Consider the following 21,667-nt stretch of genomic DNA (forward strand, 5'->3'; position numbering starts at 1 on the left):
ATTCTTAGCAAGGCTATCCTAATTTATTCTTGAGGGGCTAAAGAAATGATGTGGCGCTGTGGCGCCTTAAGAATTGAAAGGCCCTATGATGACGACCGCCGTTCGTAGTATTGCTGCTGACTTGAAGCTTTACACTGCGCAAGCTCATGAAGATGCTGAGCATTCTTATTTTATGAGCCACCTTATGGAGGGGGAACTAAATAAAGATGCTTTTATTGCTTTACAAGAGCAATCCTGGTTTTTTTATCGCGCATTGGAAGAAGCAGTTGAAGCGGTACGTGAAAGCGGACGGTGTATCGAATTTCTTGATCCTCGATTAAACCGTAGCGCTGCGCTAGAGCATGATCTTAATGTTTTGCACGGATCGACTCAGTGGCATGATACCGTGCATGCGCTTCCAGCTACTAAAAACTATGTTGCAGCGCTAGAAGAGATTCGGGATAACAAAGATGCGCCTCGGTTGATTGCACACCATTATGTGCGTTACTTGGGTGATCTTTCTGGCGGTCAGGCGATTGGGCGTATGATGCAACGCCATTATGGAGTAGATCCAGAGGCAGTAAGTTTCTACGATTTTGCAGAGATTGGAAAACTCAAACCATATAAGGATCTCTACCGTGAGAAACTTGATGGACTTGCTGAAGAATTTTCTGAAGAAGAAATTGAGATTCTATTGGCTGAAGCTGCTCGTGCTTTTGGTTTTAATCATCGGGTCTTTGCTGAGTTAGAAAAGAATTAAAAACTTTTTAGTGCCGACATAATATGTCGGCAGATAACTAGAACCAAATGTCTCGTATTGGTCTGACTTAAGTTAAGTCTGCAATACGGGACATAGGCATATCTTGGAACTATGAGATTCTAAAGCAATAAAGAGGTTTGTTAATAAGTAGACGATGACATCACACAAAAGTTGCTCTAGGGTGGATGGAAAAACACGTTAGTTAAGGAGCATAAAATGCCTATTACTGTTTCGTTGAATCTTGATGGATGTACTGTTGCTGAATTGCAGACTTTTGTGCGTGCTTTGGAATCCTCCGGGGCGCAACCGGTGAGTGTATTAAAAGTAGAAGATAACCATTTGGTAGCTACTATTACCCAATCGCACGGCCAAGCTGCCCACTTTAATTCACCATCGAAAAATGAGACTATAATTGATGGTCAAGCTATTGGAAACGTGGCGCTGAATTCGATTATTGATGCATTGATTTCTAAGCGCGGCGAATAAGAAGTAAACCCATAATAAGCGAGGCCAGGTTAAGGTTACGTGGTGGCCTCGCTAGTTGTGCTGTGAGTTATTTTCCAGTGAGCAACACAAAAACCAATAATGCCGATAATCCAGACCAAAAGAAGCCCAGTCCAGGCATAGCGGAAATCAGGCCAGGAATAACCGCCGCGACTATCGAGTAGCGCACCCATTATTTGTGCAGATAGCATGACCGCAGTAAACCCACCCATATTGGCAAAGCCGGTTGCTGTGGCTAGCACTGGCAGCGGCATTTTTTCGCGAATGCTATCAAAACCATAGTTAGCACTAGGAATAAGCAATGATGCGCAGATAACGAGCATAATTACTGTTACAGGGCGCGGTGGTGTTGTTGGAATCACATATAATAAAGTTAAGCAAGTAATATTTATACCGGCGGTACTGCTGGCGAAAATATCGCGTCGGTGACTAAGTCGTGCGGAAAGAAACCCATGACCAAAACCAGCGATGATGGTGCTTATTGTCACGCAAGTAAATACGATTCCCACCTGAGCCGCAGTGAAATTCATGCCGAGAGTCATTGTGGGTGTGCCCCAGAGCAGTAGAAAGACATTCAGCGGTGCCATATTTGTCCAATGGATAAAAAGTGCCCGCCATACCAGGGGGCTTTTTATCACGTGCGACAGTATGGCATAGGTGCGGGTTGGAGTTGCTGATCCAGGCTGGTCTATAGATTCGCGGGTGCGATGGAAAAAATGTACTCGTGGTTCGGCACGAGTATTGGAAACAAAGATAACTGCGGCAAAACTTATTAGTACTCCTACTGCAGCAAGAGAAATAAAACTAATAGACCAGCCATAAGTATTAAGCAACCATAAGAAGGGAACAGCGGAAAGGAATTGCCCGATTTGTCCTAAACAACCAGTAAGTTGAGCAAATAGTGGGCTAACCCGAGCCGGAAACCAGACTGGTAGTAGACGCAGTACCGATAAAAAGGCGGTGGCATCCCCGGCTCCAATAAGTATTCGTGCACTAATAGCTAGGGGATACGTTGTGGCAATTCCTAAAATAAATTGACCACTTGTCATAACCAAAGCACCTAAAAGTAAAATACGGCGCGCGCCATAACGATCAATAAGCAGTCCTACCGGGATTTGGCTTATCGCATACACACCGAGCTGTACCGAAGTGAAAAAGGCAAGTCTGGATGCATCAATATGGAAGCGATCGATGGCAAAAACACCAGCTATTCCAAAGCTTGTCCGTCCAGTAACTGCAACGATATAAACACCGCATGCGCTAAGCCAAACAATTATTGCTCGCTTGCTTAGTTGATTTATCGTGCTTTTCGACGCCGTCACCGGGCGCTCCTTTTATTTTCGGTGTGACTAAAACTTCTTTTTTCTTTCCTCAAAAAGGTTATTGTAGTAGCCATGCATTACATCTCTACGCGCGATAGTCTTCAAACTCAGAAATCTTTTAGTGATATTTTGCTTGGTGGTTTAGCTGCTGATGGCGGTCTTTATCTACCGGTGGAATATCCACAGTTAGATGTAGAAAAGCTTAACTATTTGCGCGAGATCCTTAATAACGACGGTTATGCAGCACTTGCTGCGGAAGTCTTGGCTCTTTTTATTGATGACATCCCGCAGACAGATCTTCAAGAAATTGCTGCGCGTGCGTATACCTATCCGAAATTTTCTAGCCCAGATATTGTTCCAATAACCCAGTTAGAAGAGGGTATTTTTATTGGGCATCTTTCACAAGGCCCTACCGCCGCTTTTAAAGATATGGCGATGCAATTACTAGGGGAATTTTTTGAATATGAACTAGCTAGGCGTGGTAAAATATTAAATATTCTTGGAGCAACCAGTGGTGATACTGGATCGGCCGCTGAATATGCGATGCGTGGACGCAATGGAATTAAAGTTTTTATGCTTACCCCAAAGGGGCGCATGACTGCTTTCCAACAGGCACAGATGTTTGGGCTTGATGATCCAAATATTTTTAATATTGCGCTTGATGGGGTTTTTGATGATTGTCAAGATGTAGTCAAGGCGATTTCTAATGATGCAGAGTTTAAAGCAGAAAAGCATATTGGTGCGGTTAATTCTATTAACTGGGCGCGGCTAGTAGCCCAGGTTGTTTATTACATTGCTTGCTGGATTAGGGCAACAGATAGTGTCGAGCAAAAAGTGTCTTTTAGTGTGCCCACCGGAAACTTTGGCAATATTTGTGCTGGACACGTCGCAAAGCAAATGGGATTACCCATTGATAAGCTTATTCTGGCAACAAATGAAAATGATGTTTTAGACGAATTTTTCCGTACCGGAGAATATCGGGTACGAAGCTCGGCAGATACTTTTGAAACCTCGAGTCCATCAATGGATATTTCGAGAGCTAGCAATTTTGAGCGGTTTATTTTTGATTTGCTTGACCGCGATGCTGCACAGGTAGCAGATTTATTTGCTGTTCAAGTGCCTCAAGGTGGATTCTCCTTGGCAAAGCATCCTGCGTTTTCAGATGTATCCGCTAAGTATGGTTTTCTATCCGGTAAGTCGACGCATGCTGATCGCATAAAAACTATTGCGGATTGTCATCATCGTTTGGGTGTTCTTATTGATCCACACACTGCTGATGGCGTGAAAGTAGCACGTCAATGGGTGCAAGAGATTACAACCCCAATTATTGTTCTCGAGACAGCATTGCCAGTGAAATTTGCCGAGACAATGACTGAAGCTATTGGTTATACCCCAGAAACACCAGAGCGTTTTGCTGCAATTATGCAAGCAGAACGCACAGTCGTTGATATTGCTAATGACGTGCATGCTGTGAAGCAATTTATAGCTATGCATAGTTAAAAGACTTGAAGTATAAGGAGAAGATCATGGCACAGGAACAATTCGCCGGACCAGAGTATTTTACGGATTTCGATCCGGAAAAATTCGCGGAGATGATTAAACAACAAGCAGCTGCCGAGAAAGCCGCACGTAAATTAACACCGGAGTCGATAACCGAAGACAGTGGGGAAGAGAAAAACTAATGGCCACACCAGAGTTCATCGTAGAACTGCGTAAAAAGATTGGCCATGATCCCTTATTCCTTGCTGGCGTTACCGCCATTGTGATTAAAGACGTTCCCCCTGGTGCACCTGTTTTTGAGGTGCCTCAGGTGTTATTAGTTAAACGTGCCGATACTGGAGAGTGGACACCAGTGACTGGAATTATTGATCCTGGTGAAGAACCTCATAGTGCTGCCGTGCGGGAAGTTGCCGAAGAAACTGGGCTTGAGGTTAGCGTAGAAGCATTGCTTGGCGTGGGTGCGATAGAACCAGTGACCTATCCGAATGGCGATCAATGTCAGTTTTTGGAAACTGCTGTGCGATGCAGTGTCATTGGTGAAGATAAACCAATAGTCGGTGATGATGAATCTACTGATGTGCGTTGGTTTTCAATAATGCAGATGCCGCCTATGCAGCCTAGGTTTAGATTATGTATTGGTGATGCGGTAGCACAGTTACGTCACCCAGAGGGATATCGTGCCAGATTAGGCTTTGAAAAACGCGATCGCACCCGGTAAAACACAGCTACGTTTGCTTAAATGTATATGAGATTAGCTTAAAAGGTGGGCATTAATAAAGCATCTGAGGTTCAGCTCGATTAAAAATACCTTGCATATTATGTTGTGGTGTAGACAGTATTTTTGACATTTTGAGTGTTCATGAAGTGACAAGCGGTCAGTGAAAACAATAAGCGTAGTGGGAAATATTTGATAAGACCTTGAAGAAAGCGTTAGTGCGGTCAGCAAATGTGAAGTTGCCCCCAAACTACCGCAATAACTAATATCCAATAGGTAAAATTAAGCACGTCTGCGTATAGTATTCGCTATGAATGCAGTCCTTATTGCTGTTATCCTCATGATCGTTTTGGCGGTTATGCGGGTACATGTTGTACTTGCCCTATTTATTAGCGCCCTTGTTGGTGGTTTACTTGCTGGTCTTGGCTTGGATGCCACTATGGTTGCCTTTCAAGAAGGGCTTTCCGGGGGAGCTAAAATTGCGCTTAGCTACGCCCTATTAGGGGCTTTTGCTATGGCAGTAGCAAGTTCGGGGTTACCGACTGTATTAGCACGTTGGATTAGTAAAAAAATAGGCCATCAAGCTGGTCCCAAAACAATTGTTGCGGCAAAATGGTTGATGGTAGCAGGCATTTTGGCGATGTCGGTTATGAGCCAAAATCTTATCCCTATCCACATTGCTTTTATTCCACTTATTATTCCGCCGCTATTAGAAGTGATGAACTCCTTGCGTATTGATCGCCGGCTGATTGCATGTGTGATTACTTTTGGCTTGGTTACCACTTACATGTTCTTGCCAGTAGGCTTTGGCGCGATCTTCTTAAATAGCATTTTGTTAGGAAATATTTCTGCTGCTGGTATGGATATTTCTGATATCAACGTTATTCATGTCATGGCGATACCGGCACTGGGTATGGTTGTGGGTTTACTCGTGGCTATTTTCTTTTCGTATCGGAAACCCCGCGATTATGCTTACGTTGAGGTTAATCAGGCACCAGAAGAAGAGGTCTCGCGCTATAAGGTTATTATTGCCCTAGTAGCGATTGTGGCAACCTTTGCCGTGCAGGTAATTATGCAAGCCACCGATACTGATGCTGATAGCCTGCTTGTTGGGGCGCTTACTGGTTTAGCAATTTTTATGCTTACCGGTGCAGTAAATTGGCGCGAAGCTGATGATGTGTTTACTGCTGGAATGAAAATGATGGCGCTGATTGGTTTTATTATGATTACCGCTCAGGGTTTTGCCTCAGTAATGGTGGCCACCGGCGAAGTGGAATCTTTGGTCAGTACCTCTGCGGCTTTGTTTGGTGATAATAAGGCAGTGGGTGCATTTGTGATGCTGCTGATCGGTTTGATCGTCACCATGGGAATCGGTTCTAGCTTTTCGACGCTGCCAATTATTGCAACCATTTATGTACCACTGTGTATGACAATGGGCTTTAGTCCTGCCGCTACCGTGGCAATTATCGGTGCAGCCGGTGCACTAGGTGATGCCGGATCACCAGCATCGGATTCTACTTTAGGGCCAACCTCAGGGCTTAATGTGGATGGTCAGCATGACCATATTCGTGACACCGTTATTCCAACCTTTATCCACTTCAATCTACCATTGATTGCAGCCGGTTGGATTGCCGCCATGGTGTTATAAACACTGGTAGTTAAGATATGTCACAAGGGGTTAGTCCGTAATAGAACTAACCCCTTTAGTTAATGCAACAGATGCATTATTGTTAGGCAACCCAGCGGTAGAATTGTGCGCTCATTGCTGGAATATGCACGGTAAGGGAGTGGTTGTAGCCATCCCAATGGGTATCCCAGGCAGCAACGTGAGTTTCTAGAGTATTGTTTGCGCCTTGGTATACTCCAGCATCGGTGTTTAAGACACATTCCCAATTGCCGCCGGCTGGCACGCCCAGCTTATAGTGCGGTTGACTGGTGCCGCCGAGGTTAAATACACAGAGCATTTTCTCCCCGTCATCGCTATAGCGGGTAAACGCCAGAATATTATTAGCGGCATCATCAGATTTAACCCAACTGAAACCAGCAGGATCATGGTCTTGAGTAAAAAGGGAAGGGGACTGTTTATAAAGGTTATTAAGATCAATAACTAGTCGTCGCAGGTCATCGTGATATTCACCTTCCCAACCTACCGTGTCATCCCAATCAAGTGAACGTGCTTCACTCCATTCCATGACCTGGCCAAATTCCTGGCCTTGGAAGAGCAATTTTTTACCTGGGTGAGCATATATATAAGCGTAGAGAGTGCGCAGACCTGCGGCCTTATTCCATGCGTCGCCAGGCATACGTGTCCATAACGAGCCTTTACCGTGTACTACTTCATCGTGGCTAAACGGAAGAATAAAATTCTCGGAATAGGCATACACCATAGAGAAAGTAATCTCATTGTGGTGATAGCTGCGGTGGATCGGATCGTGAGAGAAGTATTCGAGGGTATCGTTCATCCACCCCATATTCCATTTCATGGAGAAACCTAACCCACCATGCTCAGTAGGAGTTGTTACTCCCGGCCAAGAAGTAGATTCCTCAGCAATAGTTAGCACACCCCTATAGTGCTTGTGTACAGTGCCATTCATTTCTTGGATAAATTGCACCGCCTCTAGGTTTTCTCGACCACCGAAAACATTAGGCTCCCATTCACCTTCTTCACGTGAATAATCCAAGTACAACATGGAAGCAACAGCATCGACTCTTAAAGCATCGATGTGGAATTCTTCCAGCCAGTATAAAGCATTGGCGACAAGGAAGTTACGTACCTCATTGCGGCCAAAGTCAAAGATATAAGTGCCCCAATCCTTATGCTCACCACGACGCCAGTCAGGGTGTTCATACAGTGCTCGACCATCGAAACGACCCAGTGCGAAATCATCTTTAGGAAAGTGTGCTGGCACCCAGTCGACAATGACACCAATACCAGCATTATGGAAGGCATCAATAAGCGCACGCAATTGGTCCGGACTGCCAAAGCGTGCACTGGGAGCATAATAACCAGAAACCTGATAACCCCAAGAACCACCGAAAGGATGCTCTGCAACTGGCATAAACTCGACGTGAGTATAACCCATTTGCGAAACATACTCGACTAATTCTTGAGCAAGCTGTTCATAATTTAATCCCTGCCGCCAAGAACCAAGGTGTACCTCATAGATACTTATTGGCTCACGGTTATAGTCTTTTTCTTCGCGTTGGCTAAGCCATTTTTGATCCGACCACGTGTATTGAGACTCGGTGACAATAGAACCCGTTGCTGGAGGAACCTCTGCCTGCCGAGCTAGCGGATCAGCTTTATCTATGCGCTGGCCTTCTGGGGTATGGATAGCAAATTTATATACCTCACCCACACCGATACCAGGGATAAATAATTCCCAGATACCGGATTGCCCTAGCGAACGCATAGGATGCTGGTTTGGATTCCAACCATTGAAATCACCAACAACAGCAACACCGGCGGCATTGGGTGCCCATACCGCAAAAGAAGTACCGGTAACCGTGCCTAGTTCAGTATCATAACTGCGGATATGCGAACCCAATACCGTCCATAGGCTTTCATGACGGCCTTCACCAATAAGATGAAGATCGAATTCTCCGATGGTTGGCAAGAAGTGATAAGGATCGGCAATTTCAGTGGTTGTGCCATCATCCCAAGTAACGTAAAGCCGGTAATCAATCGGGGTGGTATCAGATAGTGCCAGCTCAAAGATACCATCGCCAATAGGAAACATTTCATGGCGGCTATTACCGATAATAACTTCGACCTTCTGCGCACCAAGCTGTCGGGTACGAATAAGCGCAGCCTGCTCGGTAGCGTGCCAACCATATAGTCCATGTGGATCGTGGTGTGAACAGGTAGTAAGCCGGCGACGATCGTCGTCATTGAGTTGAAGATCAGAAGAAAAAGACATAGGAATACGATCCTTAAAAAAGATAGTGCGCTAGTGAATATTCCTATCCACTAGCAGGATACTCGCTTGTCGAGGGTACCTAATATGGTGGCCGAAAAGTTTTGGTTTTATATGTGATACTGACAACCAGTATATAAGGTTAATTCACATAATCCACCTGGTTTCGCTGAGCAATCTTCATCCGCTGATTGACTCCTACCTGCGGTAGAGACACAATATGCGCAACATCTGCTGTGGGATTGAGACGAACATAAAAATTCTCTGACCAAGTAAAAGTTTGACCAGTTATTAAATCCTTGGCTTCAAAAACATCATGTTGATGAAGCCCAATAGCAGCCATATCCATATGCACTGTTGTTTCTTGCATACAGTGACTATCAAGATTAATAATCACCAAGACTGCATTACCGGAAACAGGATCCACCTTAGAATAAGCCAAAACTTTATCATTAGCTGTGTCATGGAACGTGATTTGGCGTAACTGCTGAAGAGCCGGATTTTCTTTCCGAATCCGATTAAGCAAACCACAGTAATCTTCCAAAGAATCACCAGTTGCTTTTGCCGCTTCAAAATCACGTGGGCGGAGTTCATATTTCTCTGAATTAAGATACTCTTCACTACCTGGTTTCACGGCTTGATGCTCATAGAGCTCAAAACCAGAATAAACACCCCACAGCGGCGACATAGTAGCAGCTAATGTAGCTCGGATTGCAAACATGGCACGCCCGCCATATTGAAGGGATTCGTGCAAAATATCGGGTGTATTAACAAAAAGATTTGGTCGTGAGACATCTGCTAAACCAGCAATCTCTTGGGCAAATTCACGCAGCTCATGCTTAGTGGTTTTCCATGTGAAATAAGTATAAGACTGACTAAAACCAGCTTTACCTAAACCATATAGACGCGCCGGGCGGGTGAATGCTTCAGCTAAGAAAATGACCTCAGGATGACGGTGATGGATAGTATCAATCAACCACGCCCAGAAACTAGTAGGTTTGGTATGCGGATTATCTACGCGGAATGTAGTTACCCCAAGATCAATCCAGAATTGAACTATTCGTAGTAGTTCTTTTTTGATTGCCTGAGGGTTGTTATCAAAATTAAGCGGATAAATATCCTGGTACTTTTTGGGGGGATTTTCTGCATAAGCAATAGTGCCATCAGCTAGCACGGTGAAAAATTCTTTATGAGTATGCGCCCAAGGATGATCGGGAGCTGCTTGTAGTGCTAGATCAAGAGCAACTTCTAGCCCTAAAGAATTTGCCTTGGCAAGCAGTTTTTTAAAGTCTTTAATGGTGCCTAGTTCTGGATGAACTGCATCATGGCCTCCTGCCGCAGAACCTATTGCCCACGGGGAGCCTACATCATGTGGTTCTGGAGTAAGCGTGTTATTGCGCCCTTTTCGATTGATTTCGCCAATGGGATGAATCGGTGGGAAATATACGGTGTCAAAGCCCATAGCAGCCACTCTGTCTAATGCTGCTGCTGTGGTAGAAAAAGTGCCATGTACTGGGTTTCCATTATCATCCCAGCCGCCAGTTGAACGCGGGAAAAGTTCATACCAAGAGCTAAAAAGAGCAGTACGACGATCGGTTTTTATTTTTAATTCCGGGCCTTTTGTCAGTAGCTCACGCACCGGAGTGAGCGCTAAAATACTTAAAACCTCAACACTTAATGCGGGTGCAACTCTCGTTCTTAGCGGTTTATCGCTGCGCAAAGAACGAGCAACTTCTGCAAGTGTTTTTTGCGTAGTTTTGGCTTTGGCATTGTTGGCCGCTTTGTCAAAAAGTTGTGCGCCATGTGCTAGATCATTGCTTAATTCTGCCGGGCTTTGGCCAGCTTCAATTTTAGTAATTACCGCGTGTCGCCACGTGGCCATGGGGTCACTCCAGGCGTCGATACGGAAACGATATTCGCCTGGAATATCTGGAACAAAACCACCGTAGACACGATCAACATCGTATTCATCAACAACCATGGTGGTGCGCACTGTTTTTTCAAAACGAGATCCCTTTGGGCCGGTCACATTTAAAGTGGCAGCGATGGCATCGTGGCCTTCGCGCCATACCAGTGCAGAAATAGGGATATATTCGCCAACAACAGCCTTACTTGGGGTAGAGCCGTGGGAAATAGTAGGACGAATATCTTCGATAGCGAGGCGTCCGGTCACAGGGGTACTTCCTTACATCTGTCGTGATCTCTTTATGCGCATAACACATGTGAACCTGAACATGAGGATAGTCAAGCAAACGGATATACACCGGATTAGTGAGGAATCCGTCAGTAAAACTGCTTATCGACGATAGTTATCAGTATATTTGTGGTGTTTCACCCCTGGTTTACCCAATAAAAAATATATAAAGAGCACTGTCATAAGGAATCGCTGTGTCACTTCCACACGAAAGCGTAGCTATCGGTCATTATTGGAGACATGACTGCCACGAATTCTGCTACCCCGAAGCCTTATGTATCGCGCTTTGTTGATGAAGAACGCGATCCTGATCTACTTATTGATTTTGAACAAGTGGAGTTTATCCGTAGCGGTAATAAAATCTTAGGGCCGATCAATTGGAAAGTAGAGCTTGACGAACGCTGGGTCATTATTGGTCCTAATGGGGCAGGAAAAACCACTTTGATCCGCATAGCGGCAGCAGAAGAATATCCGTCGAAAGGTAAAGCCTGGATTATGGGTGAGCGGGTAGGAAAAACCGATATGCGCGATTTACGCACCATGATTGGCATGTCTTCAGCAGCTTTAGGAAATCGCATTCAAGATACTGAACGAGTAAAAGACTTAGTTATCTCAGCAGGATATGCCATTTTAGGGCGCTGGCGTGAAGAATATGAGGAACTTGATTTTGATCGAGCAAACAACATCCTAGAACAAGTTGGTGCACTCCACCTCGCAGATCGCAACTGGGGAACACTAAGCGAAGGGGAACGCAAACGGGTGCTAGTAGCTCGCGCATTAATGGCAAACCCAGAACTTTTGCTTCTCGACGAACCAAGCGCAGGTATGGATCTTGGAGGACGCGAGGATCTAGTTAGTTATCTCAATCAACTAGCCCTTGACGCGGATTCACCAGCGATTGTGATGATTACCCATCATGTGGAAGAAATCCCAGAAGGTTTTACGCACGCCATGCTCTTAGATGAAGGAACCGTGGTTGCTCAAGGGCTCATCGATGATGTGATGACAAGCGAAAACCTTACTAAAGCCTTCCACCAGCAGATTGCCGTGGATAAGATTGACGGACGATATTTTGCCCGCCGCAGTAGGATCCCTGGCCAACATCGTCGATAAGCATGAACCATGTCTGCGTTGTAGATAAAAGTCGATAGGATAGGAACAATGTCGGCAATGCAGCCAGTTCAAGGCCTTGGCGGGCGCAAGCTCGCCGTAACAGTACTTATGATCCGCGATACCGCACATGGATTAGAGGTATACGTTCAAGAACGTGTTTCATCGATGCCTACTTTTCCTAACACAACGGTATTTCCCGGCGGTGGGGTAGATCTACGTGACTTTGAGGAACAATACTGTAGTGACGGTAGCGTGTATAACATTTGGGGTAAAGCAGACGTTGAGCAATGGGCGAACCGGCTTCACACCACCAATGAGTATGCACGTGGATTAATTGGCGGCGCGGTGCGTGAGCTATTTGAAGAAACCGGTACCTTGGTCGCCGCCCATGCCGATGGTCGACTCATTGATGATGCTACCGCATACCATAAACAGCGCGTGGCACTAGAAAATCATTCCTTATCATTGGTACAGATGCTAGCCGAAAATAATCTCATTATTCGTTCTGATCTTTTATTCCCATTTGCCCGTTGGGTATCTGGGGTAGAAGAAAATCACCACTTTGATGTCTATAGCCTGCTAGCAATTCAAGTACCTGGCCAAGAACCTGATGGAAATAACCGAGAAGTTTCATCCACCGGTTGGTTTCCACCAGCACTTATTTTAGACGGTTGGCGTGCTGGCCTGCTTAACTTGGTCTTACCCACGTGGGCACAACTATTACAACTTTCTCACTACACATGTGTTGCTGAGGTTATTGCCGATACACCTACTTTTGACCTCACCCCAATAATCGGTACCCCAGTAGAGGATGCACGCTACCAAGAGTTTTTCACCCATACTCCAGTGAGGCGGTTTTAATATGAGCTATACCCCACACGAGGTTCGTTTTTTATTAGCACACAAAAATGAAATTCAGGCCATAAGCGAGCAACTAGAATTAAGCTCACACAGCCAATTAAAAGATCTTGATCAGCTACGAAGCCGTTTTGGTGAGTACGCCCGAGCAGTTATGGAGCTTATTCAAGCACGTAAAAAAGCCGCAACAAAACTACCTAAGCAGTGGCTTATGTGCCATGAATCAGCACAACAAGCTACCGCACTAGCAGTCGCTCAGATACGCATGCAGCGCCTAGCGCAGTATACCCACCGCGTACACGATGTGACCTGCTCTATTGGTACCGAAGGTGCAGCAGCTACCGCAGCTGGACTTGAATACCACGGAAGCGATCTAGATTTTTCGCGAATACTCATGGCTAGAAATAATGTGCCCGCCGGCCTATACAGTTGCGCCGATGCTACTGTACCGGCAGCATCAGGTGCAGAGGTTATTATTGCAGATCCTGCTCGCCGCAGCCATGGTCGGCGTATTAGCTCACCCGAAGATCTATTACCACCATTACCAACGCTTATCGACGCTTGGGGCACGACACCTATGGCTATTAAATGCGCGCCGGGATTAGATTTTAGATTTTGGAATGGACTCGTGAGTCTGGTCAGTGTTGATGGTGGAGTAAAAGAAGCTTGCTTATATTCACCAGAACTGGTGGCTGATAAGTTACGTCGGGAAGCTGTAGTAATAAAAGTATCCGGGCAGTATCGTATTGACGATAGCTATGAGGATGAGATTATCGTCGATAAGCCTGGAAAATATATTGTGGATCCTGATGGTGCAATTGTGCGTGCTGGGTTGGTGCGACATTATGGCCACCGAGAGAACCTATGGATGCTTGATGAACACATTGCCTATCTTTCTGGTGATCAATTACCCGCTGGCACGAGTGGATTTGAGTTCATTGAATCTGTCTCATTGAAAAAACTTAAATCGGCTTTAGCTGCCCATGGGTGTGGTAGCCTAGAAATTTTGGTTCGGGGAGTCTATATTGATCCCGATCAACTCCGCAAAAAGCTGAAGCTTTCTGGAAACCGAGCAATGGCAGTAGTGATTGCTCGAATTGCTCACTCGGCGGTAGCTATGATTTGTAATTCACGTACAGCAGCTGTTCCGTTGCCGTAGCAGTTCCATTAGACTCTCAAGACGGAATTAGAAAAAACTTGGAAAGGTGCTTTTATGCCCGCAATTGTGGTTCTGGTTAAACATGTACCAGACACTTGGTCTACACGCACTCTTGAGGCCGATTTCACCCTTGACCGAGAAGGCGTTGATGAAGTTATCGACGAGGTTAATGAGTTTGGTGTAGAACAGGCACTGCGTATTAAAGAAGCACACCCGGAATACCGCGTGGTGGCTTTGACCGCCGGTGGCGCTGCTGCTGATGAGGCGCTACGTAAGGCCTTAGCAATGGGCGCGGATCAAGCCGTACACCTTAACGATCCAGCATTAGCCGGCTCAGATGTACTAGGTACTGCGTGGGCATTGGTACATGCAATTAATACCATCGAAGACGTACAGTTGATTATTAGTGGTGTGGCTAGTTCGGATGGTTCTATGGGCGCACTGCCCGGTATTATTAGCGAATATCGGCAACAGCCAGCGTTAACTTCACTAAAATCAGTAGCGGTGAATGGCACAACTATTACCGGTGTACGAGAAACTGCTGCTGGCGATTATGAGCTTAGCGCTACCTTGCCTGCTATTGTGAGCATAACGGATAAAGCCGATAAACCGCGTTTTGCTAATTTCAAAGGCATTATGGCAGCTAAAAAAGCAGAGGTCACACAGCTTACTCTTGCCGATATTGGCGTTGATCCTGCGCACGTTGGTTTGGCTCATGCAGCAACTGCAGTGGTAGCAGCAACTAAACGTCCAGCACGTGTTGCCGGTGAAGTGGTACGAGCAGATGCTGCTACCGCAGCTAAGAAAATTGCCGAATACCTTAGTGAACTGGGATAAGGGGAATACTTATGAATGCTTATGTTTTAGTTGAGCACCTAGCAGGTACGCTTTCTCCAGTTACCGGTGAACTTATTACGGCAGCCAAAGTTTTTGGTGAAGTCACCGCAGTTGTTGTCGGTGATGCTACACCCTATCTGGAACAGCTGCGTGAACTAGGTGCAAGTAGCATCGTTGGTGCACATTGTGCTGATATTGACCAGCGATTAGTGCTACCAGAAACCGATGCGCTACACGCCCTTGCCGCTCAAACCCCAGCGCCAATTATTATTGCTGCGGGAGCTACTGGTAATGAGATCGCCGGCAGACTAGCCGCACGTTTGGCTTCTGGAGTGCTTTGCGATGTAGTTGGCATTAATCCTGATCGCAGCGCAAAGATGTCTATTTTTGGCGACAGTATTGAGATTTCTGCCGCCGTAGGTGGAACCAGCCCTATTTACACGCTTCGTCCTGGAGCTATTGCCGCTGACCCAACCCCTGGTGCTGGTGCACTCAGTAATTTTGATCTACCATCTGCTGGGGTAAAAGATGTCCAAGTTTTAAGCTTTAGCCCGGCAGAAGCTGGCGATCGGCCGGATCTTGCGCAAGCAAAGGTGGTTATTGCTGGTGGACGTGGTCTTGATGGAGAAGAAGGTTTTCAGAACCTTGCTGAACCACTTGCCGACACTCTAGGTGGGGCAGTTGGGGCAACCCGTGATGCTGTTGATTTGGGTTGGTACCCACAACAATTCCAAATTGGCCAAACTGGCGTTACTGTTAGCCCAGATATTTATATTGGTTTGGGTATCTCTGGTGCTATTCAGCACACTTCGGGTATGCAAACCGCTAAAAAGATCATTGTTATCAACAGCGACGAGGATGCTCCATTTTTCCAGATCGCTGATTTAGGTGTAGTCGGCGATGTACACGAAATTGTGCCACTATTAATGAATGAACTCAGCTAAGTTGGTATATCTCGATCACGCAGCCACCACACCTTTACGTGAGGTGGCTCGCCAGGCGTGGTTGGAAGCTGCAGTGTGTGTGAATCCAGCTGGCCAGTACGCCTCGGCGAGAAAAGCTCGCAGCTATCTTGATACCGCGCGGGAAAAGATCGCTGCTGCGCTAGGCTGTGAACCCATTGAGGTGATTTTCACTAGCTCAGGTACAGAAGCCAATAACATTGGCGTGTTGGGTTTTTATCGAGGTGGTCGTATTGTGACCACCGAGATTGAGCATCCTTCGGTAGCGGAAGCGGTGAGTCATGCTCAGCAAAAAGGGGCAGAAATAGCCTATTTAGGTATTAACAACCAAGGTGTAGTTACCGATTTATCAGCGCTTGAGATACCTGCCGATGTTGTGTGTTGTATGTGGGCAAACAATGAAACTGGTGCGATTCAACCCATAGAAAAAGTGGTAGCTGCTGCTGAAAACTTAGCTAAAGAAAGTGGCATTACCATCCCAGTTCATGTTGATGCGGTACAGATTGTTGGTCATGAATCTGTAAACTTCTCAGCGCTTGGTGCCACGACACTTGCTGCTAGTGCACACAAGTTTGGTGGTCCTCGGGGAGTAGGCATACTTTTAGCGAAACGTTCGCCTGCACCTGGGCCAGTAAGCTTTGGTGGTAAACAAGAACGTGGGATTCGCTCGGGCACAGTAGACGTTGCTGGTGCTTATGCCACTGCTATTGCTTTAGAAGAAGCTTGTGCTGAATTATCCGCAGAACGAAAGCGTCTTAGTACATTGCGCGATAAATTGTGGCGGGAAATAAGTACTATCTCCGAGGTTCGTCGGTTTACCCCAATGAATGATAATTTAGCTGGTCATCTACATGTGGCTTTTCCCGGTGCTGAAGGCGATAGCTTGATTATGCTGCTTGATCAGCGTGGGATTGAAGTTTCCACAGGATCGGCATGCCATAACGGAGTAAATTCGGCCAGCGAAACGTTATTGGCCATGGGAATAGATGAAAAAACCGCCCGCAGTGCAGTGCGTTTTACCTTAGGACGCACGACCACAGACGAAGACATCGACTTGGTGCTACAGCATATTGGTGAAGTGACTCGCCTAGCACGTCAAGCTGGGATGGCCTAGCTTTAAAAAACTGTGATGATAGCTTCTTAAAGCCAGGCAATCATTTTTAGCTGTCCTAGAAGATTTTGCTAGGACAGTTCTTTTTTAGGAAGAAGACTCCGCGATTTTTTGGTCTTTTTCACTGAGTGGTTCATTTTCTAAACCGAATGCGCGGGCAAAGGTTGGCCAGGAAGCACGAAGATCGCGTTCCCAATAAGTCCAGGTGTGAATACCAGTTGGTCGGAAATTGAAATCAGCTGGAATACCTAGTTTATCTAGCTTGGTTTTGAAGTGATGAGTACAGGCATTAGAAGCAGCCTCGATAACTCCACCTTCGACAGCAAGCACCGAAGAGGTAATTAATGTTTGTGAAATAGTTTCGCCCTCTTCTTGGTACAGCTTATTAAACATTTCTTCCTGAGATATTAGTCCAGAGGCATTAGCTACATAAATCTCAGAGCCACGCAAACCTTCAGCATTAATAATGCCGTCGTTATATTTGCTGACTTCACTATCGGGTGTGCCCCACATTTGCTCAGGGGTAACACCATCACCTTTGAGTACGGAGTTAACATACAAGCGTGGCAGTGGTCTTGCCGTAGCCACACAGCCGGAGAACGAACCAACGGCGTTATAGAAACCTGGGTTGTGCTCAGCAATCAAGATGGAAGAGGTGGCAGACATGGACATGCCAATAATGCCGCGCTGGCCATTAGCTTTGAGATAATCTTCAATAGGTTCAGGCAGTTCCTTAGACAGGAAGGTTTCCCAGTATTGCTTGCCTTTAAGGTACTCATTACCTTGAGGTTCGGTAATCCAGTCAGTGTAGTAGGAGAATGCGCCGCGCATAGGAATTACTACGTTCACATCACGTTCAGTATAGAATTCCATGGCGTCGGTACGCTCAATCCAGTTCACTGCTTGCTCTCCGCCACCAGCACCATTCATAAGATAAATGGTAGGACGATGAGGCTTGGAAGCCTTAATGAGCACTAGTGGAATTTCACGCTCCATTGATGGGGAATAAGCGGTTACTTCTTCAACCCGACCTGGATTCTTTTTATTGAACTCTGTGATTAGCTCACGCCAATTTTCATCTGAGAATTCTGGTGGCAACTGCTTGTTTTCGATTGTAGCTTTGCCTTTGAAAACGTTCTTGAGTTCTTCGGGAACATCAACGGGAGTGAGATCTTCGGGAGTTTGGTCTTCCGCAGTTGCACGTAATGCATTGAGAAGCTCTGAGGCTGAAATGCCGTTGTCGATATCCTTATTGGGTAGGACATCGGATTCTAGATTTTTTTCCGTAAATTGTTTTTCAGTATTCTCCTGCTTGGTAGTTTGTTCTTGAGTGGGTTGCTCAGTTTTTTCTTCGGCAAGCACCGCAGTGCCGGAAGTGAGAAGAGATATGCTGGCGCTTAGAGCGACACATAGTGTGAGACCATGAAAACGGGTGCGCATATATTTAAGGTCCTTCGAAAATTGATGGTAATGAGTATGGACTTTATCAAATTAAAAGTGTTTTGTAGACAATTCTTGAATCCGCCACGCAGTTTTTCTTACTAAAAATTAATATTTCTCATGGAAAATACTTAGTTTTTATGATCGAACCAGGGCTTGCTTCCCGTGAAGAATTTCCTTGTCCATAGCTCATTTTTATAGTGTGCCGGTACTCGGTCTGCGAGCAATAATTTAGTCAATTGTGCTGGTTGTTCAGGCAATGGGAGCTGAGAACCTAAAAGGATAATGTTTCCAGAGTGTCGACCTTTTAACATGCTAGGACTAGCGATACAGGCAATATGGGCAAATGCTTCAGACATTCCAGCTAATTCTGCTCGTGCGTTAGCTAAATTAGAGCGGTCACCACAGTTGGCAATATATAAACCGTTGGGAGCAAGCGCTGTTGCGGCAGTACGGAAAAACTCAACCGTCGATACGCTTAGTGGAGTTGTTGAACCGGCAAAAACATCTCGAATAATAATATCGCGGCTATGAGCTAAGAATTTATTGCTTATATCACGCGCATCGCCTTGTCGGATTTTTAATTGTGGGGAGCGTGGAAGATCAAACCATAGTCGAACCAGACGTGCCAGTTCGCCGTCGAGCTCTACGACAGTATTTCGTGATCGTGGATAGGTGGCTACTAAATAGCGGGCAATACTGCATGCCCCGCCACCAAGATGAGTAATGCGTAATTGCTGGGGATCAAGGTGCGAATCTACAAAGTATCTAATGGCAGCGGCAATCCACCGCATATATTCATAGTGTAGATCAAGTGGGTCAACAGCAATATGACTAGAAGGAACACCATTGACAAGTATTTCCCAGGCGCCGGATTGAAAAGAATCGGGGCGTAGCTCTACTTCACCGGTAGTAGTGGGATACATGCCAGCAAAAGCATTATTCTTCTTTTTTGTTGACCTCATAATTATTGCTAGTTTAGTCAGTCGATTGTTGATGAAATAGCCGTGGTCTTTATCTGCGTTGTAAGGTGTTGAGTCGCATGAGTACTCTTCGCCTAGTAACTCATCAATAATGAACTACTGAAATTATTGCTAGCTGCGAAGCAGAACTTAAGAAAACATATGGGGCTTAAACCAGCAAGGAGGATAATGATGCGGGTATTAGCAGCTATGAGTGGTGGAGTTGATTCCGCCATTGCCGCCGCGCGCGCTGTTGACGCAGGACATGAAGTAGTAGGTGTCCACCTTGCATTAAGCCGGAATCCACAGTCGGTGCGTGAATCTGCTCGTGGATGTTGTTCTTTAGAAGATTCTGCTGATGCTCGTCGAGTCTGCGATAAACTCGGTATTCCTTTTTATGTATGGGATTTTTCCGAGCGCTTTAAAGAAGACGTTATCGACGATTTTGTAGATTCCTATGCGCGTGGGGAAACCCCCAATCCTTGTTTGCGCTGCAATGAAAAGATCAAATTTGCTGCATTATTAGAGCGCGGTATTGCCTTAGGCTTCGATGCCGTAGTAACTGGACACTATGCACAATTGACTCAGCCTATCGACGGTGGGGATGGTTACTTACGACGAGCAGTTGATCCAGACAAAGATCAATCGTATGTATTAGGTGTACTCGGTGCACATGAAATTGCGCATTGTATGTTTCCAGTGGGAGACACCAAAAAGCCACAGATCCGTCAAGAAGCTGCGGAAAAAGGCTTTGCGGTAGCGAAAAAGCCAGATTCTTATGATATTTGCTTTATTCCTGACGGCAACACCCAGGCATTTTTAGGTGCACGGATTGGCTTACGGCCGGGAATGATCGTCGATACTGAAGGCAAGCAACTCCGAGAACATGATGGAGCATGGAATTACACGATTGGTCAGCGTAAAGGACTTGATATTAAACAACCAGCTGCCGACGGACAGCCGCGTTATGTCACTGATATTGATGCCCGGAGTGGAACTGTAACTGTGGGATCACGTGCCGATTTGGCAGTGAGCCATATTGAAGCAGATCGCCTGAAGTATTTACATCCGAAAATGGATGGAACTTTTGACGCTGAGGTACAGGTTCGTGCGCACGGTAGTGTAGTGAAATGCCAAGTTACCGTTGATCGGGGCAATGATTATATGAGTATCAATCTTTACCAACCACTTTCTGGTGTTGCTCGCGGACAGGCTGCGGTGATTTATCTTCCAGATCCAGCTGGCGATATTGTTGCTGGTTCTGGAACTATTTGTGGAACCCGATCATGAGTGCTGCTGGTACTAAAGAAGTGCTTGATGGGCTAATTTCGCCTCAACCTAAGGCAACACATTTAGGATTTATGCCCGGTAATGATTTTATTGCCGCCGCGGACGTTGTTCTTAGCGAAACTGGTGATTTACCGGTGATACCTATTTTGCCTCAGCGCGGGATACGCGGACAGATAGAAGCCTCCACTATGAGATTATTACCCGAACTTCCTATTGAAATCGGTCCTAGGTCATGGCGGCTAAGTGCTCGCCCACACATTGTGACCCATCGGTTGTGGGATGATCAGCAACGAGACTTTGATCAGTTGGAAGAAGCTTGGGGAACTCTTCATGCCGTAGGTATTGCGGTATTAGGGCCGCTGAGTTTGGCAACCCGAATTGAGTTAGCTAATGGGCACCGAGCAATTAGTGATCCCGGTGCAGTCAATGATATTAATGAGATCTTTATTGGTAACTTACAAGAAAAATTCACTTATCTACACCGGATTTTTGGTGCTCAACCACATGTCATAATTCAAGAACCAGAGCTGGATGCAATTATGACGGGTAGCATAAAAGCAACAACAGACTTTGACCATATTCATCCCATGAGAAATGCTACAGAACGCCTCCACCATACGGTGGCAGCATTATCGATGAGCGCAACTTGTCATATGTTCAGTCCGCTTGCCAGCTTAAAAACCATATCTGCGCACGTTAGCATTGTTTCACCACATGATTATTTAAGTGTCAAGGATAAAGATAATCTTGCCCAGTTATTAGCTCAGAAAAAACAGTTAGGCATCCAAATCGCAGGTTTAACGAAACCACGTGAGAGCGCTGTCTTTTTAGCACAGTTATGGGATGAACTAGGTTTTCCCCGGACAAATTTGCTGCACCATATTATTTATCCCCGTTGGCAGCTGGACCAGTTTAATCTACTTGAAGCAGCTCAAGTGTTAGCACATGCTCAAAAGATTGCCGAGATCCTAGAAAAAGATGTCGGTGATCTTTAAAAACTAGCTGCGGGAAAGACTTGGTGGGGGGTACTGATATGCTACCTTG

The 21,667-nt window shown here is 45.8% G+C and carries 19 protein-coding genes; 14 read left to right on the plus strand and 5 right to left on the minus strand.

Annotated elements, in window-relative coordinates:
* The first annotated feature begins 88 nt into the window (after positions 1 to 88).
* Complete coding sequence (locus UL82_RS03810; protein ID WP_046441157.1) at positions 89 to 739, plus strand: biliverdin-producing heme oxygenase; 651 nt, start codon at positions 89 to 91, stop codon at positions 737 to 739.
* Positions 740 to 955: 216 nt separating this feature from the next.
* Positions 956 to 1,225: a hypothetical protein gene (locus UL82_RS03815; RefSeq protein WP_046439088.1), complete on the plus strand. Its 270-nt coding sequence runs from the start codon at positions 956 to 958 to the stop codon at positions 1,223 to 1,225.
* A 35-nt stretch (positions 1,226 to 1,260) separates the two neighbouring features.
* Here the strand turns inward: UL82_RS03815 and UL82_RS03820 are convergent, their stop codons facing one another.
* The gene (locus UL82_RS03820; RefSeq protein WP_046439089.1) at positions 1,261 to 2,565 is read right to left on the minus strand and encodes an MFS transporter; all 1,305 of its coding nucleotides are present in this window, start codon (positions 2,563 to 2,565) and stop codon (positions 1,261 to 1,263) included.
* 72 nt (positions 2,566 to 2,637) lie between these two features.
* Here UL82_RS03820 and thrC point away from each other — a divergent pair, with 72 nt between their 5' ends.
* From thrC to UL82_RS03835, 4 genes are all read left to right on the plus strand, one after another.
* Positions 2,638 to 4,065 carry a threonine synthase gene (gene thrC, locus UL82_RS03825; RefSeq protein WP_046439090.1) on the plus strand — a complete coding sequence of 476 codons (1,428 nt, stop codon included), beginning with the start codon at positions 2,638 to 2,640 and terminating at the stop codon, positions 4,063 to 4,065.
* A 26-nt stretch (positions 4,066 to 4,091) separates the two neighbouring features.
* On the plus strand, positions 4,092 to 4,247 hold the full coding sequence (locus tag UL82_RS11230) for a hypothetical protein (protein ID WP_169746259.1): 156 nt from the start codon (positions 4,092 to 4,094) through the stop codon (positions 4,245 to 4,247).
* On the plus strand, positions 4,247 to 4,783 hold the full coding sequence (locus tag UL82_RS03830; RefSeq protein ID WP_046439091.1) for an NUDIX hydrolase: 537 nt from the start codon (positions 4,247 to 4,249) through the stop codon (positions 4,781 to 4,783). Before UL82_RS11230 ends, UL82_RS03830 begins: the two co-directional genes overlap by 1 nt.
* 307 nt (positions 4,784 to 5,090) lie before the next feature.
* Complete coding sequence (locus tag UL82_RS03835) at positions 5,091 to 6,428, plus strand: Na+/H+ antiporter family protein (RefSeq protein ID WP_046439092.1); 1,338 nt, start codon at positions 5,091 to 5,093, stop codon at positions 6,426 to 6,428.
* A gap of 82 nt (positions 6,429 to 6,510) precedes the next feature.
* Here the strand turns inward: UL82_RS03835 and glgB are convergent, their stop codons facing one another.
* Both glgB and UL82_RS03845 read right to left on the minus strand, forming a co-directional pair.
* Entirely contained in the window at positions 6,511 to 8,700 is a 2,190-nt protein-coding gene (gene glgB / locus UL82_RS03840) for a 1,4-alpha-glucan branching protein GlgB (RefSeq protein WP_046439093.1), read from the minus strand.
* A gap of 139 nt (positions 8,701 to 8,839) precedes the next feature.
* Complete coding sequence (locus tag UL82_RS03845; RefSeq protein ID WP_046439094.1) at positions 8,840 to 10,870, minus strand: alpha-1,4-glucan--maltose-1-phosphate maltosyltransferase; 2,031 nt, start codon at positions 10,868 to 10,870, stop codon at positions 8,840 to 8,842.
* A gap of 261 nt (positions 10,871 to 11,131) precedes the next feature.
* On the opposite strand from UL82_RS03845, the gene UL82_RS03850 reads away from it, so the two are divergent.
* From UL82_RS03850 to UL82_RS03875, 6 genes are read left to right on the plus strand one after another with little or no spacing between them, the layout of a single operon-like run.
* Positions 11,132 to 12,004: an ABC transporter ATP-binding protein gene (locus UL82_RS03850; RefSeq protein ID WP_046439095.1), complete on the plus strand. Its 873-nt coding sequence runs from the start codon at positions 11,132 to 11,134 to the stop codon at positions 12,002 to 12,004.
* A 48-nt stretch (positions 12,005 to 12,052) separates the two neighbouring features.
* Complete coding sequence (locus UL82_RS03855; protein WP_046439096.1) at positions 12,053 to 12,865, plus strand: NUDIX hydrolase; 813 nt, start codon at positions 12,053 to 12,055, stop codon at positions 12,863 to 12,865.
* Between the two features lies 1 nt (position 12,866).
* The gene (locus UL82_RS03860) at positions 12,867 to 14,021 is read left to right on the plus strand and encodes a THUMP-like domain-containing protein (protein WP_046439097.1); all 1,155 of its coding nucleotides are present in this window, start codon (positions 12,867 to 12,869) and stop codon (positions 14,019 to 14,021) included.
* 54 nt (positions 14,022 to 14,075) lie between these two features.
* On the plus strand, positions 14,076 to 14,858 hold the full coding sequence (locus UL82_RS03865; RefSeq protein WP_046439098.1) for an electron transfer flavoprotein subunit beta/FixA family protein: 783 nt from the start codon (positions 14,076 to 14,078) through the stop codon (positions 14,856 to 14,858).
* Positions 14,859 to 14,869: 11 nt separating this feature from the next.
* Positions 14,870 to 15,802, plus strand: coding sequence for an electron transfer flavoprotein subunit alpha/FixB family protein (locus UL82_RS03870; protein WP_046439099.1), 933 nt, complete (start codon positions 14,870 to 14,872; stop codon positions 15,800 to 15,802).
* Positions 15,789 to 16,934, plus strand: coding sequence for a cysteine desulfurase family protein (locus UL82_RS03875; protein ID WP_046439100.1), 1,146 nt, complete (start codon positions 15,789 to 15,791; stop codon positions 16,932 to 16,934). Before UL82_RS03870 ends, UL82_RS03875 begins: the two co-directional genes overlap by 14 nt.
* Before the next feature lie 84 nt (positions 16,935 to 17,018).
* Here the strand turns inward: UL82_RS03875 and UL82_RS03880 are convergent, their stop codons facing one another.
* Both UL82_RS03880 and UL82_RS03885 read right to left on the minus strand, forming a co-directional pair.
* Complete coding sequence (locus UL82_RS03880; RefSeq protein WP_052735859.1) at positions 17,019 to 18,371, minus strand: alpha/beta hydrolase; 1,353 nt, start codon at positions 18,369 to 18,371, stop codon at positions 17,019 to 17,021.
* Positions 18,372 to 18,502: 131 nt separating this feature from the next.
* Entirely contained in the window at positions 18,503 to 19,336 is an 834-nt protein-coding gene (locus UL82_RS03885) for a spermidine synthase (RefSeq protein WP_046439101.1), read from the minus strand.
* Positions 19,337 to 19,525: 189 nt separating this feature from the next.
* On the opposite strand from UL82_RS03885, the gene mnmA reads away from it, so the two are divergent.
* Both mnmA and UL82_RS03895 read left to right on the plus strand, forming a co-directional pair.
* Positions 19,526 to 20,623 carry a tRNA 2-thiouridine(34) synthase MnmA gene (gene mnmA / locus UL82_RS03890; RefSeq protein ID WP_046441161.1) on the plus strand — a complete coding sequence of 366 codons (1,098 nt, stop codon included), beginning with the start codon at positions 19,526 to 19,528 and terminating at the stop codon, positions 20,621 to 20,623.
* Complete coding sequence (locus tag UL82_RS03895; RefSeq protein WP_046439102.1) at positions 20,620 to 21,618, plus strand: uroporphyrinogen decarboxylase/cobalamine-independent methonine synthase family protein; 999 nt, start codon at positions 20,620 to 20,622, stop codon at positions 21,616 to 21,618. The genes mnmA and UL82_RS03895 overlap by 4 nt, the downstream gene beginning before the upstream one ends.
* Positions 21,619 to 21,667 lie beyond the last annotated feature (49 nt).

This window comes from Corynebacterium kutscheri (assembly GCF_000980835.1).
Lineage (GTDB): Bacteria > Actinomycetota > Actinomycetes > Mycobacteriales > Mycobacteriaceae > Corynebacterium > Corynebacterium kutscheri.

Excerpts from the sequence above, each read along its gene's own strand:
- UL82_RS03815 (WP_046439088.1), top strand. The coding sequence starts at position 956 with ATGCCTATTACTGTTTCGTTGAATCTTGATGGATGTACTGTTGCTGAA.
- UL82_RS03810 (WP_046441157.1), top strand. The coding sequence starts at position 89 with ATGACGACCGCCGTTCGTAGTATTGCTGCTGACTTGAAGCTTTACACT.
- UL82_RS03850 (WP_046439095.1), top strand. The coding sequence starts at position 11,132 with ATGACTGCCACGAATTCTGCTACCCCGAAGCCTTATGTATCGCGCTTT.
- UL82_RS03895 (WP_046439102.1), top strand. The coding sequence starts at position 20,620 with ATGAGTGCTGCTGGTACTAAAGAAGTGCTTGATGGGCTAATTTCGCCT.
- UL82_RS03875 (WP_046439100.1), top strand. The coding sequence starts at position 15,789 with ATGAACTCAGCTAAGTTGGTATATCTCGATCACGCAGCCACCACACCT.
- UL82_RS03885 (WP_046439101.1), bottom strand. The coding sequence starts at position 19,336 with ATGAGGTCAACAAAAAAGAAGAATAATGCTTTTGCTGGCATGTATCCC.
- mnmA (WP_046441161.1), top strand. The coding sequence starts at position 19,526 with ATGCGGGTATTAGCAGCTATGAGTGGTGGAGTTGATTCCGCCATTGCC.
- glgB (WP_046439093.1), bottom strand. The coding sequence starts at position 8,700 with ATGTCTTTTTCTTCTGATCTTCAACTCAATGACGACGATCGTCGCCGG.
- UL82_RS03835 (WP_046439092.1), top strand. The coding sequence starts at position 5,091 with ATGAATGCAGTCCTTATTGCTGTTATCCTCATGATCGTTTTGGCGGTT.
- UL82_RS03855 (WP_046439096.1), top strand. The coding sequence starts at position 12,053 with ATGTCGGCAATGCAGCCAGTTCAAGGCCTTGGCGGGCGCAAGCTCGCC.
- UL82_RS03880 (WP_052735859.1), bottom strand. The coding sequence starts at position 18,371 with ATGCGCACCCGTTTTCATGGTCTCACACTATGTGTCGCTCTAAGCGCC.
- UL82_RS03865 (WP_046439098.1), top strand. The coding sequence starts at position 14,076 with ATGCCCGCAATTGTGGTTCTGGTTAAACATGTACCAGACACTTGGTCT.
- thrC (WP_046439090.1), top strand. The coding sequence starts at position 2,638 with ATGCATTACATCTCTACGCGCGATAGTCTTCAAACTCAGAAATCTTTT.
- UL82_RS11230 (WP_169746259.1), top strand. The coding sequence starts at position 4,092 with ATGGCACAGGAACAATTCGCCGGACCAGAGTATTTTACGGATTTCGAT.
- UL82_RS03860 (WP_046439097.1), top strand. The coding sequence starts at position 12,867 with ATGAGCTATACCCCACACGAGGTTCGTTTTTTATTAGCACACAAAAAT.
- UL82_RS03870 (WP_046439099.1), top strand. The coding sequence starts at position 14,870 with ATGAATGCTTATGTTTTAGTTGAGCACCTAGCAGGTACGCTTTCTCCA.
- UL82_RS03830 (WP_046439091.1), top strand. The coding sequence starts at position 4,247 with ATGGCCACACCAGAGTTCATCGTAGAACTGCGTAAAAAGATTGGCCAT.